Here is a 17,434-nt window from a genome sequence, read left to right as displayed (position 1 = left end):
CCAACCTCTCACCTCATGACAGTGCCGGCCCCGCCCCAACACCCCACTGACCAGCGCCGACACAGCACACCACCAGACCAGCACCACCGACTCTCACCATTACCGACACCAAGCCGAGAGATCGCACTCGGGCTGTCGGAGGAGGCGCTGCGGGGCCGGCGCCTGGCCCTGCTGCAGACCGCGCTCCTGGAGCACGCGGCGGCGTACAACCTGCGGACGACCATGACTTTCCATCAGAAGGTGGAGGAGGCGCAGGCGTTCGCGGAGGCGCTGCCGAAGACCGCTGCGGAGCTGTACGTCACGGACACCGATGACGAGACGATGGTGAAGGCGGAGAAGGCGCTGCCCGCGTCGTCGATCGACGCGGAGTTCTACGGCCTGGAGGCCGGCCGCCACGTACCCCCGGACCGCGTGTGGTCGGCGTGGCTGTGCGGCGACCACACGGTGGCCGAACGCCGGGAGGCACTGCGGCAGTTCGCCAACGGCATCGACGCGGCCGGCCGCCGGGTCCACCGCGCCTTCCTCGCCAGCGTTCGCGTGCTCGGGGAAGGCGTCGACATCACCGGCGACCGGGGAGTCGAGGCGATCTGCTTCGCCGACACCCGCGGCTCGCAGGTGGAGATCGTACAGAACATCGGCCGCGCGCTGAGGCTGAACCGCGACGGCTCCACCAAGGTGGCCAGGATCATCGTGCCGATCTTCCTGGAGCCGAACGAGGACCCGACCGACATGGTCGCCAGCGCCAGTTTTCGCCCGCTTGTAGCTGTTTTGCAAGGGCTCCGAAGTCATGATGAACGACTTGTCGAGCAGCTCGCCTCCCGCGCCCTCAGCCGCGGCAAGCACGCCCGCAAGGTCCACGTGCAGCGCGATGAGGAGGGCCGGATCGTCGGCGCGGACGGCGAGGGCGAGGACCAGGAGCACGACGACACCCAGGCCGCCGCCGAATCGGCCCTGCTCCACTTCTCCACTCCCCGCGACGCGGCCACGATCGCTGCGTTCCTGCGCACCCGCGTCTACCGGCCGGACAGCCTCGTCTGGTTGGAGGGTTACCAGGCCCTCATCCGCTGGCGGGCGGAGAACGAGATCACCGGGCTCTACGCCGTTCCCTACGACGTAGAAGTCGAAGTGGGGGTGACGAAAGATTTTCCGCTTGGGCGATGGGTCCACCAGCAGCGGAAATCGCTGCGGGCCGGGGACCTGGAGGAGCGGCGCAAGGAGCTCCTGGACGCGCCGGAGGCCGGGATGGTGTGGGAGCCGGGCGAGGAAGCCTGGGAGACCAAGCTCGCCGCGCTGCGGTCGTACCGGCGGACCACGGGGCACCTTGCTCCGCGTCAGGACCAGGTGTGGGGCGAGGGCGACGCGATGGTGCCGGTCGGGCAGCATGTCGCCAATCTCCGGCGGAAGGGCGGTCTCGGGAAGGACGCTGAGCGTGCGGCGGAGCGCGCGCAGCAGCTGGCGGCGGTCGACCCGGACTGGGACTGCCCGTGGCCGCTGGACTGGCAGCGCCACTACCGCGTCCTCGCCGACCTGGTCGACGCCGACGGCGTCCTGCCCGAGATCCAGCCCGGCGTACTGATGGACGGTGACGACATCGGGCGGTGGCTGGAGCGGCAGAAGCAGCCGGGCACTTGGGCGCAGCTGTCCGCAGAGCAGCAGGAGCGGCTGTCCACGCTGGGCATCAAGCCGCTTGAGGAGACGTCTCCCGCCCCGGCGGCCGATCGTGCGGCGAAGGGCCCGGGCAAGGCGCAGCAGGCGTTCCAGCGCGGCTTGGCGGCCCTCACACAGTGGGTGGAACGGGAAGGCGCCCACCGGCCTGTACCCCGGAAGGCGGTGGAGACCTTGCCCGATGGGACCGAAACCAAGCTCGGCATCTGGTACAGCAACACCAAGGCCAGGCGGGACAAGCTCACCGAAGAACAGCTGGTCGCGCTTCGGAAGTTGGGCGTCGAATGGGCGTAAGGCAGGACAGGAGGAAGCCGGTCGTGGAGCGCCAGGCGGCCTGCCCCTCCTTGTCATCCGGGCCGTCAGCTCTCGGGTTCGCCGATGTAGGTGTTCGGCATAGTGATCTGTTCGATGCCAGGGGAGAGACGTGGTACTGGTACGGCCTGCGTGGAAATCACCTGTGCGCCGGTGGCTTGGGCGGCATCGGCAATGTCACGGAGAACTTCGTGAACGATGTCGCTTGCGATTCCCTGCTGAAATGGGTTGTCGAGCATGAGGAGTCCCGGGTACGGGCAGTCGTCCCCCAGGTCCCTGGCCAGGAACAGTAGGGCCCTGCTATAGGCGAGGAAGAACAGCACTCGGGCCTCGGCTCCGAGAACTTGGTTCCAGGGGCGGGTCCCGACGTAGAAGGTCAGGTCGTCCGCGCTGATCGCCACGTTCCCTGCCACCCAGACATCATCGCGGTGGCGGTTGAGGAATTCGTTCATCCGGTCAGCGAACAGGGCGCAGCGGTCGATGGGAGTTCTCCCTGTGGTGGGGGTTTCATCGAGTTGCTGCTTCAGTCGGTTCAGTCTGTCTTGGGCCGCCTGGCTTGTCTGCGTGGCGGCAGTCTTGCGGGTGAGCATCTGCTCGATGGCGGGCAGCGCCATGAGTTTTTGTTCCAGGGTGGCGGTCTGGGCGGCCATCTCTTCGAGTCTGGCCATGAACGGTGCGAGGCGGGCCGCCCGGTCGACGTTCAGCTGCCTGGCGATGTCTTGATGGGTGCTCTGGGCGTGCCGGTGGTCGGCTTTTGCTTGGTCGAGGTCGTGGCTGGTTCGGGCGATGACTTCCTGGAGGTCGTCGGCCTCTGCGGCCAGGGACCGCTTCTCTAGTTCTCCGCGTCGTCTGCGCTGGTCCTCTGTCACTGGCTGAGTGCAGACGTAGCAAGTGCCCTCTGGGTGATCTCGATGGATGTCGATCTTCTGCTCGCAGGCAGGACACAGGCGCACCGGCAGGCTGTCGAAGAGGTCGACGGAAGCTAGAAGGCGTTCCATGCGGGCGATCTCTGCCCGGACCGTGTTGTGAGACTGCATGTGGGCATTCAGGACCTGCTCGAGGCCAGCGACGGTCTCGGCGGTGGCCGTGAGGTTCTGGGTCGCCTGCTCGTACTGCTGCGACAGGGTGGCGTCGTAGCCATGGCTCGCTGCCCCGGCATCGCCTTCTTGGCGTCGTCCGGCAACAAGCTGCTCCACTTCGCGGGTCAGCTGGGAACGTTGCCTGACAACCGCGTCGAGCTCGGCCCGCAAGTCGGTTCTGACGGAGTTGACCTGCTGCTCGCTCCTGGGTGTTGGCAGCTGCAGGTTCTCGCAGACGGCTGCGACGGCTCGGTCTGTGCTGTCATGCACCTCTCGTTCGGCCGCCTGCGCCTGCGCGAGTCGGCGCTGTGCTGCCGCAAGCTCGAAGTCGTGGTTGCTGTACCTGGTCGGGGCGAAACCCAAGAGGTAGCTGATGACGGCTCGCCTCAGAAACTCTTGTTCCTGGTCAGCGAACTGAGTCCACGAGTCCTCGTTGCGGTAGATGTGGCGCAGCACGCTGCGGAACGTCAGAGGTGTGAGCTCGGTGGCGGTGGTGGCCCGGATGCCTTTGGGAATACTAAGGATCGGCCAGCCAAGCTTGTGCAGGATACGGTCGGAGAACTCGCCGACAGGGAATTCATCGCCGTCCAGTACGACCTTGTTCTGGCGCCCGTACTGGAGGCTGCGCCGGATTTCCGTTGGAGCGCCGTCCAGGGTCAGTTCGATGCTGACCTCTACGTACTCGTCGGCCACGGCCGCCTTCAGGGCCTTGGTCGGGCTGTCCCCGTTGCCCAGACAGTAGTCGATGGCTTTGAGCGTGGTGGTCTTCGAGCTGTTCCTGACGCCAGACAGAACGCTGAGGCCAGCGGTGTTGAACGCGTACGTATCCATCTCGCCCGACGTGTGCACCAGCGTGACCGACTCGACTCTCAGCCCTTTGCGGGAGGGTGTCGGGGGCGTCGTCATGGCCTGATCTCCTGGTTGTAGGCGAGGTCCGCTACTTCCTCGGGGAAGAGTTGGTAGACAAGGTTCTTCAGGTCGGTCCCGGACCACTGCGCCAGGTTGTCCCTCATGGCGCGGCATCGAGTGACGATGGGCTGGAATTCGTCCATGTCCGCCAGCGCTGCGGCCGCTCGCTTTCCTCCCGAGGTCAAGCGGACTCGCTCTGGTCTGTGGCTGGTGGTGATGGTGATGAGACCGCGGGCCATGAGGAAGGCCAGAAACTGGCGGTAGCGGGGGTCCCAGGGACCGAACCGGTACCGGATCATCGGGGCCTCTACCTCTTCGGGCATCGATGCGCGAAAAGCGGCCTGTCCGCTCAGGGTCTCGGCGAGTTCCGTGTGTGCGCGCTCGAGGAACGCCGGGTAGCGCAGGAAGAAGTCGAGCTTCGCGAGCTTGGTGCGGCCGGCGATATGAGGACCGGGGGCGCTGCCGCACTCGGCAACCAGGAGCAGTAGCCGAGAGGCGTGAAAGTCTGGCGAGTCGTCGGGGTCCCATGGCCGGTGGGGCGGTGGGACGGCGCTCGCGCCGATGTTATGACGCATCGGCGTACCGGTTCTGACAGCGGGCGGTGATGTCCGCAAGCACGGCGTGAGCTCGGGCGAGAGACACGGTGCCGCTACTCACCGCGGGGAGGTCTTCTACGCGGGTCAGGGTCTCGAAGTATGCCTCTGAGCCGGCGGGGATGCGTCCGGCGCGTCGTTCTGCCATGACGCGTGAGCAGATGGCGTGGACTTCGTCGGCGAAGGCGTCCATCGCCTCGCGGGCGGGACCGAGGCTGGCACGCCAAGCACGACGGTACTTCAGCGCGTTGTCCAGGTGCCCTACCGCCTCGTCTGACGGGACTCCGGCGACCGCGAGCTTGTCAGTGAGTTTCGTGAGAGGCGCAGTGCTTCCGTCCGGCCTTCGCCCGGTAGCCCGTGTGATCGCTTCGTGGAGCATGTCTTGGAAGTCGCTGGGGCACACCTTGCGTGGCACTGGAGCAAGCGCGTCGCGTGCGATGCGAACTCCGAGCCAGACCAGGACGTCTTCGATGTCAGTGGTCAAGGGCGGCTGCCCCAGAACCTTCGTCACGATCGGTCCGAGTCGACGTAGAGCCCTGTCCTCAACCTGCTCGATCGTGCGGCCCTCAACAAGGACCTCTAGACGGTCGACGCACCAGCCGATGTCGCGGGCATCGGGAAGATCCACGCCTTTGAGCCGAACAATGATGTCGTCACGAATCTTCGACGGGACAGGACCACGCTGCTGTCCGCGATCGACGACGAACGCATGGAAGTCGGCCTGCGGACTCTCATTGACAATGAAGGTGAACCGAGTCTCGGGTGGGAGAGGTTTCCCGAGGAAGAGCTTTCCCAAGTAGCTCGTCTCTGGCTTCTTCGGAATGTCCGGTGTACACACTTTGGCGACACTGTGCCGCTTGCCGGCTTCTTCAATGGTCTTCACCTGGCGGTATGCGGGCGCGTCACCGTTTCTACAGACGATGTCTTCCAGGTCCTCCCAGGAGACCTGAGTCCACATGCCCTCATGCATGTCGAGGCAGTCCAGAAGCGTCACCGCGTCTTGGTAGGCGAAGCCACGCCGACTTCGGCGTCCGCCGTCAGCCGGCGCTGCAGACATCGGCGTTCCGATGAGTCAGGCGCCCGTAAGGCGACACAGAACTGGCTGACGACCCTGTGGCTCGCACCCACACCCCCTAGATCATCCAAGGCGGCCAAGTACACCACCGAGTAACAGAGTGTGGCAATACGCTTGACACTCAGCGACAGAGTTACCCACTCCGCCGCCCTTGCTGGGGGGCTCGGCGCCGGGAGGAAAGCACCGAGGCGCCGGCGACTTCCGTCCGGCCTCCGCCGCCGGACTGACGGCAGCGAGGCGCGGCGGCCCCGGCCGACGCGCAACCGGGCTCAGCGCGCCCCGATCTCCGGCTGCGGGCCGCGCTGCCCATCCCTCCCGTCCCTTCCTCCTTCACTTCAGCCAGGGGACATGGGCAGAGCGGCCGCAACGGGGATGTCAGCACCCCGACCACGGCGAAACCGCGTGGTGACCTGCACGAACACGGATCCGGTCCGTCGGGTCGCGCAACAGTAGGCGCAACCCCCGTCGCAACCTCCAGCGCAACGGCCAGGCGCAACCCCTGCCGCAACCTCGTGTTACTGGTCGTCCGAGGCGAACAGGTCACGCGGCCCGGACGGCTCCTTGGGCGCGAGCCAGCTGGCGCAGCTCGGAGCGCGCCGTCGGCACCGAGGGGGCGGTCTCCCAGTAGGGGTGCCACCACAGCCGTACGGACAGGAGCAGCAGGCGGCGGCGCAGGGTGGTGGTGTCGCGGGGGCGGGGTGCGGTGAGCGCGTCGTAGGTGGCGTTCCAGGCGGCTTGCGTCTGCACCAGGTCGTCGGGGAAGTCGGTCGCGTCCATGTCGCTATTAGATCGCTTGTTCGAATTGCGTGTCACTTCGGACACGCCTGCCCCTGGCGCGGCAGATCGGGTGCGGACCAGCGCGGTCGGCCTCATGGTCGGGTCCCGGACGCCTTGCGCGGAAGCGCGCCCCCCTGTGGTCTGCGTCGGCTATACCGGGATGGATCCGATCACCTCGCCCGCCGTAGTAGATGGAGTCCACTGCCTCATGACTGACGCCGCGAACGCCGCCTCCGCCAGCCGTGCCAACCGCGTGATCACGATCGTGGCCGTCGCCATCGGCCTCGCCTTCACCGGCTTATGGACCTTCATCTCCATCCCTCAGCTCACGGATTTCATCGGCGACCGGGATGTCACTCCGCCGGTGTTCGGGGCCATCGCGGTCCTTGTCGGTCCCTTCTTGTTCTGGTCCTTCATCGGTCTCGGTTTCGGCATGAGCGCGCTGGGCTGGGCTGCCGGGCTCGCCGTCACCGGCATCTTCATCAGCCTCACCTACGGGTCCCTCGTCGCCGCCTCCGACGGCCACGGCTTCTCCTACTGGCTGTTCATCGCCCTGCTCGTCGCCTGCAACGTCGCTGCCTTCTGCGTGACTCCCTACGTCCTCGTCCGCGGCACGGTCGGACGCCGCCGTTGACCCGTCGCGTACCCGTCGGCCCCGGCGTCGTCGTCCGGGTCAGATGCCGCTTGGGGCGACGGCGGCGCGGAAACTCCTGCGTCATCAGCGGGACCGAACCGCGCGGGCTACCAGCGGCGCAGGTCCTTGGTGAGTTCGCCGTACCACTCGGTGCGACGCGGCACGTACTCGTCGGGCGCCGGTCCGAGCGCGACGGCATGGTCCGTGATCCCGTAAGTGACCCGGTAGGCCAGGACCTGGGTGGCGAGGTCCATCCACTCCTGCGTCTTGTGCGCCGGCGGCACGGGACCGAGCACGGTCACGAACCACATGGGCAGCAGGGCGCGGTCGCGGATCGCGTCGGCCAGACGGCCGCGCAGCAGCCAGTTCAGCTTCCTCTCCGCCTTGTCGCCCTGCTCGATCAGCGACGCCTTCGCCTGCCTGAGAGTGTCGTCCTGAGCCAGTGCGGCCTGGGCGGTCTGGGCGGGGCCGGCCAGTTGCCGGGCCCGCTGATCGTGGCTTGCGGCGAGGGTGCGGGACATGCCGAAGTCCATGACGGCCTGTTTGAACTCGCGGGACGTGCGCGGCTGACTGGCCAGGATGCCGGCGGCCTCCACCACCTTGTCACGGTGTTCGTCGCGTTCGGCGACCGCGCCTTCGTACTCGCGGACCTTGAGGCGGTGGGCCTCGCGCTGGTGTCTGTGGAGCAGGCCGGAGCGCACGTGCCAGCCGTGGCTGGCGGTCCTGGCCAGCTTCTTCCACTCCGGGTCGATGGTGTCGAGGTCGGCGAGCGGGGCGCCGCCCGCAGCGAGCAGGTGCGCTTCGAGGGCCTGGACGCGGCCGGTCAGCCGCTTGAGGGACTGATCCGTGTCCTGGATGTGGCCGCGTACGTCGTCGTCCAGCTCGGTGAGGTCGTTGCGGACGGTGCTGAGGTCGTCCTCGAGGCTGCGGATGCCGCCCCGGATGTCGCGCAGCTCGTAGTCGAGGTCTTCGACCTCCCCCAGCTTCGAACGCAGCGAGTGCAGCTCGTGCTCCATCCCGCCGGTCCGGGTCTCCAGACGGCGGACCTGGTAGCTGTAGTCGTCGCTCACCGCCGCGCCCCCTTCGGGTCGGCGCCCGTGCTGTCCATCGAGGACCCGGCAACGAGCATCCAGCCCACGGCGGCGGCGATGATGAACCACCGGCTGATCACGCTCAGGCTGATGAGGGCCATCAGGAGCGCGACCACGTGCAGTCCAATGGCCCCGAAGCGGCGGTCACGGTGCTGTTCGGCATCGACCTTCTGGAAGCAGCCGGCCACCGTTCCCCCGAAGTGCGGGACCAGCAGGACCAACCACCAAGTCGAGCGGTCGAGGAGGAAGACGAGCGCGATCAAAACCGCGCCGACGGCCGCCTGGCCGCGCCAGGACCACGTCACGATGCGCTCACTGCGTCTGCGATCGGGTTCGGCCAGACGCTCGGGAATCGTCTTCTCGAACTCCACCAGCTTGCTGGTGACGTTCACCAGCCGGGCGTACTCCACCGCGAACTGGTCACCGTCGGAGTGCTTCAACACCTCGGTATGGCGAGCGCCGACCTTCTGCTGAAGCTGCGCGAACTGCTCCTCGATCTCCTGCTCGGTGCTGACCACCGAACCACCCCCACCCGCTATGCGACGACACGCCGACCGGACACTTCCCAACGGCAGCCACCGCCAGCCGTCAAACCGATCGACCGTACCCGCAGCTGTCCGGGACCCGCCGGGCAATCAGATGCAGTGGCTGAAACCGTGCCGATCGACCCCATGCATCGGTGCCTGCCCGGGGTCACGTTGGCGGCAGACACGGAGCCGGGCCCGTACAGCACTACGAGGGTGCTCCCTCGCCCGCCGCGTCTCAGCCGTCCAGAAGGCGGCCAGGGCGCGGCGTTGCTCTTCCTCGTCGGCGAGCCGTCCGGCGTCGCGCGCGGCCCCGCCGTCGCGCGCGAGGAACACCGGCGGCGCCCGATCCCCTCGCCCGCCGCCCGGGGCCTGTCCCACCCACCCACTTCTCTGTTCTTCCTGCTGTGGGGCGTGGACTCGGGGGCGTAGAGGGGATGTCGGCCTCCCGACCACGGCAGGGTCAGCGTGGTGACCTGCGGGTTCACGGACAGTCCCGCCAGAGCGGGCGGACGGTTGTCGGACGGGTTGTCGGCGGGGATGTGGGCCTGGTCCACGGCGGTGTTGTCGCTTCGTGACCGTGGTCGGGCCTTCGTGGTCGGGGTTCTGGTCGGGGCCGGCTGCTGCTGTGACCGGTACGCGCGGCGCCGGGCAGGCCGGTGCCGCACCGGACGGGAAGCGAGCGGATCCGTGATGGTCGGCGTGGACGTGGGCAGCGGGGACCGGATGGCGCTGGGTGTGCTGGCGCAGTACCGGATGGCCACCACCGAGCAGATGCACCGGGTGATCGCGCCCGAGGTGCGTATCGAGCAGACCCGGCGGCGGCTGGCCCGGCTGCGCGTGGAGGGGCTGGTCGACCGCATCACGCTGCCGCAGGCCGGACGGACGCGGGTGTGGTTCCCGACCTCGTACGGCGTGCAGCTCGCCTCCGAGTGGCCCGAGATGCGCGGGCGCCGGCCTTCCCGGACTGTGTCCGATCCGACCGCCGTGCGGCTGAAGGCCAGCCACACGCTGACCGTGACCGAGACGGCGCTCGTCTTCCTCGAGGACGCCCGCCGCCGCGGCGATGTGTGCGAGCCGCTGGACTGGATCCCCGAGGTCCACCACCCCATCGGGAGCGGCGAGGCCGTCATCCCCGACGCACTCCTGTACTACCGGCGCGGCCCCGTCGATGGTGACAACGGGTCGATGCTGCGGGCGTTCGTGGAGGTCGACCGGGCCACGATGGGGCCCGAGCGCCTGGCCGCGAAGCTGACCGCGTACGAGCGCCTCCACCGCTACGTGCCCGTGGTCCCGGGGCGCCGGCCGACCCACCAGGAACCGGCGGTTGAGGAGTGGCGGCGGCGCTACCCGCTCTTCCCCCGCATCCTGTTCGTCCTGGACGGCACCGGACCGGCCGGTGTCGAGAACCGGATCAGCGCCCTGCGCGCGGGGGCCGGGCTGCTGGCCCGCTTCCCGTACGACGTCCCCATGCTCGCGGCGCCGCTGGCCGACCTGCTCCAGCACGGCCCCTCCGCACCTGTGTGGCGCCCCGTCCACGACCCCGGCCAGCGAGTCCGCTGGCCGGAGTCCGGGCACCGGCAGACCTGACGTACGGCCGCCGCAGACGACGGCACGGGTCTGTACTTCGCCCGCAGACCCTCCGTAGCGAAGTAGTCGGCCACCAGGCCAGCGCGTATCCGCCCCTTGTCGGCCTGGTCAGCCGTGTGTCCGAACGCCAATGACCAACCGGTCGAAGCACTACGAGGGGCACCACGAGGGGCACCACGAGAAGCACCAAGAAGGACACCAAGAGGGGCCATACGAGAGGCAACCAGCCGTCTCACGGTCTCTGCGGGCTTCAGCGGTGCGCTGACCAGCCGTGGTCGGGGCTGGACGCGGCACGACCGAAGGCGTGGTCGGGGGTCATGGTCGGGGCGACCACGCTGCCGACCACCGCGTCAGCTCCCGGGCTCCGCCGGGCGCCCGGACGGGTGAGTTTTTCCCTCGCGTACGCGAGCGGGTATCTAAGCGCATACGCGTAACTTGCCTGTTTTTCTTGGCACTTGACACTGATTCATGCGTTATGTCACGTTCCATTGCGGTTGGTCGCCGCTAGGCCGAAGGAGGCAATTCGTGAACGAGGTGTTGACCGCGTTGGCGGGCCAGGAGGACGACGTCGATCCGGACCGGGTGGCCCGGGGCAAGCCGCTGAAGTTCGTGGAGGGGGTGCCGGCGTACGCAAGCGGCCGGGCACCGGCGTACCTGCGGACGAAGGCGCAACTGGCCGCAGTGCGGCGCAAGCCCGCTGCGGGCCAGCGGCCGACCGCGTACGTCTACGTGCACTGGTACGGGACCCGGGTCGCCCTGTGGGACCCGGAGCAGTCGGTGAAGATGCGGCCGCTGTCGGCCCTGCAGCGTCGCCAGATGCAGCAGCGGCGGACCTGCACCGACTGCGGTGAGGCGTTCGAGGTCCCGGTGTGGGGGATGTGCGGCGTGTGCCGGGACCGGGAGGCCCGGCGCCTGGCCGATCTGCGCCGCCGGACGTGCCAGGACTGCGGCACCGTCTTCCGGACGCCGGCGCCCGCCAGGAGCTGGGGCGAAGGGATGTGTCTGGCGTGCGACGAACGCCGTGAGCGCGGACGGCGGGTGGCGCTGTCGCTGGTGGACCGCTCCTGCCGGCGGTGCCTTGTGCAGCTGGTCCCGCTCGCGGTGTGGGCGGCGATGAACGAGCGCGAGCGGGCGGTGGCCGCCTGGCACTGCACCCCGTGCGACCAGGAGATCGAGCAGGAGCGCATCGAGGCGCAGCGGCTCTCGGACCGTGCCCGGTGGGACGACCTCGGGCCCACCATCGCGTGGGCTCAGAAGATCCTCGCCGACCCGGACGCCTACGCGGTCCTGGACACCGAGACGACGGGCCTGACCGCGACGTCGCGGATCGTGGAGATCGCCGTCACCACGGCGTCCGGGACGGTGCTGCTCGACACTCTGATCAACCCCGGCGGCGAGCCGATCCCCGTGGAGGCCACGGCGATTCACAAAATCACCGACGCCATGGTCGAAGACGCGCCCACCTTCTCCGAGGTCCTCCCCCGCCTCACCGAGGCCCTCGCCGGGCGCCGGATTGTGATCTACAACCGGGAGTACGACACCGGACGGCTGGGGTGGGAGCTCCACCTGCACCACCAAGCCCAGGGCACGGTCGACTTCGCCAAACAGCCCCGGTACGGCGGCCACCGGCACGCAGCCGCGCAGGCCTGGCTGGACGCGCAGGAGTGGGAGGAGTGCGCGATGGAGCAGTACGCCGCCTTCTTCGGCGACTGGCACGACTACTGGGGCAACTACACCTGGCAAAAGCTGCGCGGCGGTCACCGGGCCCTGGGCGATGCGCGTGCCGTCATCTCGCGGCTTGAGGAGATGGCCGCTTACCCCAGCCCCTTCGAGAACGCGGCGGCGCCCGCTGCCGCGTGACGCCGTCAGGGCCGCGCTCGTTGTGCAGTGCCTGCGGAGCAAGGGATGAGCCTCCGGGACCGGCCAGGTCCCGGAGGCTTCGTCGTCCCGCCCCACCGGCAGCGCGGCGTAAGCGTTCGTTGCTCAGATGCCCAACACCTTCACCGCGATCATCCCGGCCAAGCCGTAAGCGCTCGTATCCCAGGCCCGGGCCGAGCGGGACACTGGAGGCGTGTCACGAGGACTCGGGCGAGTACAGCGGGCCGTGCTGGCGTACGTGCGCAGCGAGCCCGGCGGCCTCAGCACCGTCGACGGGACCCCGCTGGCCGCCTCGGTCTCCGGCCTCGCCCGCGTCGTCTACGGAGTCGAGCAGCCGACCGACGCCCAACGTGCCGCCGTACGGCGGGCGGTGCGGCGCCTCGAGGCCGGCGGCCACGTCGAAGTCCATCGTCGGCCCGTCGGCCGTACCTACACCCAGCAGCGCGCCCACCCGCGCTTCTGGCCGCCGCGCTACGACCGGCGCCTGGCGGTGTGTACCGGCGAGGACGGCTGCCCGGGGTGCGCGGCGGGCGACCGGCCGTCGATGTACTTCGACGCGGACGTCGTGGCGATGTTCATCGAGCACTTCGGCAGCCTCGCGGAGGGTGACCGGCAGCTGTGGCGGGCGACCGCGCACGGCTGGCACCTGTACCCCGTCCCGCTGCCCCGGCCCGCAGACGACTACCACACGTACGAAGTCGAGATCACCGAACTGTGCGTACGGCGGGCCCTGACCGACGAAGAGCACGCCCAGGCCGAACACCGGCTGCGGGCCTTCATCCGGCCCCACGTCGACGCCATCCGGGCCGCACGCCAGGGCCGTTGAGCGGCACGCGGCCGGGCGGCACCTCGGGGCCAGCTGACGACGTATAAGGCGAGGTCATTTGGGACGCGCGCAGCAATCTCTGCCGCACAAAATAACTGCCGCACAAAAACTTTGGATCGTCGGGTGACATTCACATCTTTTCTCTGCACATCACTCGATACAACAAGGCAGCTGTCCATCGCGCGCGCTGGATGAGCGGTCTCGGGATCTGAGTGAACGAGAACGAGGGGTTTTAGTGCGTGCAGAGCATGAGGTCGCGGAAGCCGTCGACGCGACCCTGCCCGACCACCGGACGGCGCGGATCCGCAGCGACGCCGCCCGGGTGAAGGAACTGGCCCTGTGCAACTTCGAAGGGCCGGCGTACAAGGTGTTCGAGAACGAGCTGTGCCTTCAGAGCATGCCGATCCTTCGCGGCATGCTCCGCAAGGGGACGCTCGCCCGGATCGCCCTGAAGCGGTGCCAAGCGGGGGATCCCCTTCTGGGTCCACCCCGAAGATGTCGCCCTCCTGCGCAACAGCAGCGAGGCCCGCGACGAGATCGTCGTCGACGTGATGCGCGGGCTGAAGACGTTCCAGCGCAAGGCGCTGGTCGAAGGCAACTGGAACCCCAGCCACAGGGGCGGCCGTGGAGCCAGTTGCCTGACCTCGTACTACATCGGCCAGTGCATCTGGGAGTTCCGCCGGGTCTACACGACCTGGGCGAAGAAGCGCGTGGCATGGGCTGAGCAGCACGCCCTGTACGCCTGCCCGGCGCAGTCGGCGTACGAGATCCCGGGCATGTTCGGGCTGCTCCAGACGGCCGACGTCCTGTCCGAGCCCGAGGCCGTCGTCTTCACCACCAACTTCGAGGACATCCTGGACGAACAGCCGCCGGCAACCCAGGCGGTCGTCCGTATGACCGTCGACGGCTACTCGGACACCGAGATCGCGGACACGCTGAACCTCACCCACGGTGCGGTCCGCACCCGCAAGCACCGCTTCCGCAACACCCTGTACGACGCAGCCCGGGAGCGGCGCATCTGGATCCCCGAGCAGCTCCACACCAAGGACGGCACCCGCCACCGCCAGCAGCGGGGTGCCGCGTGAGCGTCCACATCCTTGTCCTGCTGATGCTCGCGCTGGGCGTCGGCCTGGCCCTCGCCCTGTTCGCCGGCGGCATCGCATTCGGCGTCGCACGATGGGGCGGAGCTCCCGTACCGGAAGCGATCAACCGCGGGAGCTTCGTGGCCTTCAGCGCCATGGTGCTGTTCCTTACCCTGCTGGCGATCATCGCGACTCTGGTGACGTGACGGCCTTCCTGTACGAGCGCGGCGGGCTGCACATCCGCAGTGTGCAGCCCGTCGCGCCTTTCGAATGATCCGTGGTAAGCCGACGTCAGCGGTCAGCCAGCGCGCAGGGCCGCGCTGGCGGGGCCGATCGTGTCGGGTCCGAACTTGGCGCGGACCCGGTCGGCTGCTTCCTCCATGACCAGCCGGGCTTCGCGGCCGGGATCGAGGCTGAGCTGCTCGGCAACGGCATCGGCGGCGACCGCGTCCTCGCCCTTCAGCACGATCCCCCTCAGGCGCCCACGCTGGAGACCGGCTGCGTCCATCAGCTGGTAGACCGCCGTGCGCAGGTCGTCCTCGTGCGCGGACGGCACCCGTAGGCGGCGGTTCTTCTCCCAGCGCGCGTCGCCGGCGAAGCGCAGCTGGAGCGTGACGGCCCGGGCCGCCTGGCCCCGGCCGCGCAGCGTGATGCCGAGCCGTACGACCAGCTCCAGCAGCCGGGCCCTCACCTCCGCTCCGTCCAGCAGGTCCCGCTCGAAACGGGTCCCGACGCTCACGGACACCGGCAGGGACCTGGGGGTGACCGGGGTGAGGTCCCAGCCGCGGGCCCGTTCCGCGGCGGTCCGCCCCGCCCTCGCCCCCAGGATCCGCTGCACCGTCCCCGTAGGCACGGAGGCGAGCAGCGCCACCGTGCCGATGCCGTAGTCGCGCAGGACTGCCGCCTGCCGGGGGCCGATTCCGTACAGCGCCTCCACCGGCAGCGTGCCGAGCCATTTCGCGGTGGTCTCCGGGTCCACCGACACGATGCCGCCCGCCGCCGGCGTCTGCGCCGACGCGGTCGCCGCGACCGTCCGGGAGGTTCCGACCCCGATCCGCAGGTCCACTCCTAGCCGGGCCACCGACCGCAGCCGGGCCATCTCCCCCAGCCGGTGTCCGCCGACCCCGTGATAGCGCAGTGCCCCCTTCAGTTCCACCAAGGCCGCAGCGGGCGGCAGCGCCTGCACGACCGCGGACAGGTCCGCGAGCAGCTCCAGAACCTGCCGGTACGTCTCCTCCGGCACGTCCTGCGGGCAGCGCACGTGCATCACCGTCGCCACCTCGCGTGCGCGTCCGTCCGCGCTCATGACACTCACCTCCCGGATCCCACGTTATCGAACAGATAATCGAATACGCGAGGCGTGAGGCGTGGATCGCGAGCATAGAATCAAAAATGTGTTCGATGATCTGCCGCCTGACCTGGACCGCCTGCAGACCTTGCGGGTCTGGCACGCCCTGTGGCTGGAGCGCATCGACCGCAAGATCGCCTGCCTCCGGCAGCGGCAGGCTGAAGAGGAGCGCGGCCGCGGCCCCCGGACTGGCTCGTAGAACTGGGTACCGCCACGGGCGAGCCAATCCAGGTCCACGACGGCGAGTGCGCCATGAACGGCAGACGCCACCGCGCGATCGACCGCGACGAGGCCCGCAGGCTCCTCACCTCAGGCGCAGTGCCGGCGTGCCCGTTCTGCCACCCCAACACCCAGCTGCACATCATCGACTGACTCCCGGCGGCAATTGGCACGCTCGCCGTCCGGCCCCTGGACCATGCCGGTTCCGGGTTATCCACAGGCCGGAACGTGACCGGCGGTTCCTCCGTACGCTGCTGCCCGAGTCGATCACACGGGGGTGTGCGGGATGCGGTACGGCGTGGTGGTGGAGGAACTCGCGGTGGAAGTCATGGCGCAGTTGCCGGACGACCGAGCCCGCCAGGAGGTGATGGCACTGGTGGAGGTCGCGCGGATGGATCCGCGGGCCTGGCCCGATGTGCGCGACCCGGGCTCCGTGGAGGAGATCCGGGAGGCGTTCGGGCGGCGGTGCTGGATCCAGTACATGCCGCACGCCGGGGCGATCGAGGTCCGTGACATCGGGTGGGCGGGCTGATCACTTCCCCTGCCGGTCGGCCTTCGGGGATCGCTTCGTGGGGTGCCTGGCGGCTCGTGCCTCATCGACGCTTTGCTGCAGCGCGGTCATGAGATCCACGGCCAGCTCGGGCTGAGGAGGCGGTTCGGCCGGCTCGTCGCCCGAGGCGACGGCGTCGACCAGCTGCTCCAGGGCGTGGGCGTACCCGTCGTGGTCCACGCTGTCGTCGACGCCGACCATCTCCTGCACCAGCACTTCCGCCAGCCGTCGCTCACGGTCGCTGAGCGGGACGGCGGGGACCAGGTGGGCGAGGTCGCCGGGGTCGCGGATCTCATCGCTCCAGCGCAGGGTCTGCAGAAGCAGCAGTCCGCGGTACGGCCGGAGTACCGCCTTGCGTTCGCGGCTGCGGATCGCGACCTTGGCCATCGCCACGAGCCCGGTCCGGGAGAGGACCTCCACCAGGAGGGCGTACGGCCGGTCCGCGGTCCCTGCGGCGGGAGCGACGTAGTACGGCCGGTCGTAGCTGATCGGGACCACGCCCTTCGGGTCGATAAACCCCACCACCGTGATCGTGCGCTTGGTCGGCAGCGGCAAGCGGGCGAGGTCGTCCTCGGAGAGCGGCAGCATGCGGCCGTCCGGAAGGGCGACACCCCGACCGACCTCGGAATAGCTGATCTCCCGCCCCTCCGCAGCACAGAAGCGGCGGTGCTGGACGCGGCTTCCGTCGGCGGTGTGGATCTCATGGAGCCGCGCGGTGTGCTCTTCGGTAGCCGCGTAGAGCTGGACCGGAATCGCGACCATCCCGAACGCGATGGTGCCCGACCAGGTAGCGGTGGCCCTCATGGTTCCAGCGTCGGCGTCCGTGGCTCCCCTCGCATCCGGGAGGGGAGCCACGGCCGTGTGAGGGCACCGGGGGATCGGTCAGCGGTGGCGGAGTTCCTCAGCCCAGTTCCGGAGCGGATTTTCGGGGACCATGTTAGGGAAAGCTGAGGGATGAGGTCCGTGTGCTGGTGGCACAGGGACTTCCTCGCCCTTGTCAGGGCGGCGATCCCTCGAGTCGCATCTCGAACCAGACGACTTTTCCGCCGACCAGTCGGCTGACCCCCCAACGCTCGGCCACTTTGTTGACAAAGAGCAGGCCACGGTCGCGTCCTTGTTCGTCTCCGGCCTCCAGGCGGCGGGGTATGTCTGTTGTGAAGCTTCCCCTTGATCGTGGACACCTGGAGACTGGGACCTGAGGTTCCAGAGGAAGTAGCACCAGGTGGGAAGCAAGTACACGAAGCGGTACACCGAGGAGTTCAAGCGGGACGCCATCGCGCTC

Annotated in this window: 19 protein-coding genes; 11 read left to right on the top strand and 8 right to left on the bottom strand. The window is 68.8% G+C overall.

Annotated elements, in window-relative coordinates:
- Positions 1-1,959: helicase associated domain-containing protein (locus tag ACFPIH_RS55255; protein WP_385879380.1), on the top strand; the 1,959-nt coding region annotated here is incomplete at its 5' end.
- A gap of 65 nt (positions 1,960-2,024) precedes the next feature.
- On the opposite strand, the gene ACFPIH_RS55250 is transcribed toward ACFPIH_RS55255, so the two are convergent.
- The 4 genes from ACFPIH_RS55250 to ACFPIH_RS55235 form a co-directional block, all read right to left on the bottom strand.
- On the bottom strand, positions 2,025-3,962 hold the full coding sequence (locus ACFPIH_RS55250) for a hypothetical protein (protein WP_381187191.1): 1,938 nt from the start codon (positions 3,960-3,962) through the stop codon (positions 2,025-2,027).
- Positions 3,959-4,540, bottom strand: a complete 582-nt coding sequence (locus tag ACFPIH_RS55245; RefSeq protein WP_381187189.1) for a hypothetical protein — start codon at positions 4,538-4,540, stop codon at positions 3,959-3,961. The genes ACFPIH_RS55250 and ACFPIH_RS55245 overlap by 4 nt, the downstream gene beginning before the upstream one ends.
- The gene (locus tag ACFPIH_RS55240) at positions 4,530-5,615 is read right to left on the bottom strand and encodes a dsDNA nuclease domain-containing protein (RefSeq protein WP_381187187.1); all 1,086 of its coding nucleotides are present in this window, start codon (positions 5,613-5,615) and stop codon (positions 4,530-4,532) included. The genes ACFPIH_RS55245 and ACFPIH_RS55240 overlap by 11 nt, the downstream gene beginning before the upstream one ends.
- 558 nt (positions 5,616-6,173) lie before the next feature.
- Positions 6,174-6,410 (bottom strand): hypothetical protein, encoded by a 237-nt coding sequence (locus ACFPIH_RS55235; RefSeq protein WP_381187184.1) that lies wholly within the window; start codon positions 6,408-6,410, stop codon positions 6,174-6,176.
- Positions 6,411-6,618: 208 nt separating this feature from the next.
- On the opposite strand from ACFPIH_RS55235, the gene ACFPIH_RS55230 reads away from it, so the two are divergent.
- On the top strand, positions 6,619-7,044 hold the full coding sequence (locus ACFPIH_RS55230) for a hypothetical protein (RefSeq protein ID WP_381187181.1): 426 nt from the start codon (positions 6,619-6,621) through the stop codon (positions 7,042-7,044).
- Positions 7,045-7,151: 107 nt separating this feature from the next.
- On the opposite strand, the gene ACFPIH_RS55225 is transcribed toward ACFPIH_RS55230, so the two are convergent.
- Both ACFPIH_RS55225 and ACFPIH_RS55220 read right to left on the bottom strand, forming a co-directional pair.
- Positions 7,152-8,114 carry a hypothetical protein gene (locus ACFPIH_RS55225; protein WP_381187178.1) on the bottom strand — a complete coding sequence of 321 codons (963 nt, stop codon included), beginning with the start codon at positions 8,112-8,114 and terminating at the stop codon, positions 7,152-7,154.
- Positions 8,111-8,653, bottom strand: coding sequence for a hypothetical protein (locus ACFPIH_RS55220; RefSeq protein ID WP_381187176.1), 543 nt, complete (start codon positions 8,651-8,653; stop codon positions 8,111-8,113). The genes ACFPIH_RS55225 and ACFPIH_RS55220 overlap by 4 nt, the downstream gene beginning before the upstream one ends.
- 222 nt (positions 8,654-8,875) lie before the next feature.
- Here ACFPIH_RS55220 and ACFPIH_RS55215 point away from each other — a divergent pair, with 222 nt between their 5' ends.
- From ACFPIH_RS55215 to ACFPIH_RS55190, 6 genes are all read left to right on the top strand, one after another.
- A complete protein-coding gene (locus ACFPIH_RS55215) occupies positions 8,876-9,091 on the top strand; it encodes a hypothetical protein (RefSeq protein ID WP_381187173.1) in 216 nt (71 codons plus the stop codon).
- Positions 9,092-9,352: 261 nt separating this feature from the next.
- A complete protein-coding gene (locus ACFPIH_RS55210; RefSeq protein WP_381187170.1) occupies positions 9,353-10,249 on the top strand; it encodes a replication-relaxation family protein in 897 nt (298 codons plus the stop codon).
- A 525-nt stretch (positions 10,250-10,774) separates the two neighbouring features.
- Positions 10,775-12,109, top strand: a complete 1,335-nt coding sequence (locus ACFPIH_RS55205) for a 3'-5' exonuclease (RefSeq protein WP_381187167.1) — start codon at positions 10,775-10,777, stop codon at positions 12,107-12,109.
- Between the two features lie 211 nt (positions 12,110-12,320).
- Positions 12,321-12,953: a hypothetical protein gene (locus ACFPIH_RS55200; protein ID WP_381187164.1), complete on the top strand. Its 633-nt coding sequence runs from the start codon at positions 12,321-12,323 to the stop codon at positions 12,951-12,953.
- Positions 12,954-13,501: 548 nt separating this feature from the next.
- Positions 13,502-14,038 (top strand): RNA polymerase sigma factor, encoded by a 537-nt coding sequence (locus ACFPIH_RS55195; RefSeq protein ID WP_381187162.1) that lies wholly within the window; start codon positions 13,502-13,504, stop codon positions 14,036-14,038.
- The gene (locus ACFPIH_RS55190; protein WP_381187160.1) at positions 14,035-14,241 is read left to right on the top strand and encodes a hypothetical protein; all 207 of its coding nucleotides are present in this window, start codon (positions 14,035-14,037) and stop codon (positions 14,239-14,241) included. The genes ACFPIH_RS55195 and ACFPIH_RS55190 overlap by 4 nt, the downstream gene beginning before the upstream one ends.
- Before the next feature lie 92 nt (positions 14,242-14,333).
- Here the strand turns inward: ACFPIH_RS55190 and ACFPIH_RS55185 are convergent, their stop codons facing one another.
- Complete coding sequence (locus ACFPIH_RS55185) at positions 14,334-15,341, bottom strand: DNA polymerase Y family protein (protein ID WP_381187157.1); 1,008 nt, start codon at positions 15,339-15,341, stop codon at positions 14,334-14,336.
- An 88-nt stretch (positions 15,342-15,429) separates the two neighbouring features.
- Here ACFPIH_RS55185 and ACFPIH_RS55180 point away from each other — a divergent pair, with 88 nt between their 5' ends.
- From ACFPIH_RS55180 to ACFPIH_RS55170, 3 genes are all read left to right on the top strand, one after another.
- Positions 15,430-15,582, top strand: coding sequence for a hypothetical protein (locus ACFPIH_RS55180; protein WP_385879377.1), 153 nt, complete (start codon positions 15,430-15,432; stop codon positions 15,580-15,582).
- Positions 15,583-15,584: 2 nt separating this feature from the next.
- Complete coding sequence (locus ACFPIH_RS55175) at positions 15,585-15,755, top strand: DUF6233 domain-containing protein (protein WP_381187219.1); 171 nt, start codon at positions 15,585-15,587, stop codon at positions 15,753-15,755.
- A gap of 133 nt (positions 15,756-15,888) precedes the next feature.
- The gene (locus ACFPIH_RS55170) at positions 15,889-16,134 is read left to right on the top strand and encodes a hypothetical protein (RefSeq protein ID WP_381187151.1); all 246 of its coding nucleotides are present in this window, start codon (positions 15,889-15,891) and stop codon (positions 16,132-16,134) included.
- Here the strand turns inward: ACFPIH_RS55170 and ku are convergent, their stop codons facing one another.
- The gene (ku, locus tag ACFPIH_RS55165; RefSeq protein WP_381187148.1) at positions 16,135-16,956 is read right to left on the bottom strand and encodes a non-homologous end joining protein Ku; all 822 of its coding nucleotides are present in this window, start codon (positions 16,954-16,956) and stop codon (positions 16,135-16,137) included. It abuts the gene before it with no gap.
- Positions 16,957-17,434 lie beyond the last annotated feature (478 nt).

This window comes from Streptomyces vulcanius (assembly GCF_042653945.1).
Taxonomy (GTDB): Bacteria; Actinomycetota; Actinomycetes; order Streptomycetales; family Streptomycetaceae; genus Streptomyces; species Streptomyces mangrovi.
The sequence above is the reverse complement of the archived record's forward strand: the minus strand, read 5'-3'. Positions and strand labels throughout refer to the sequence as shown.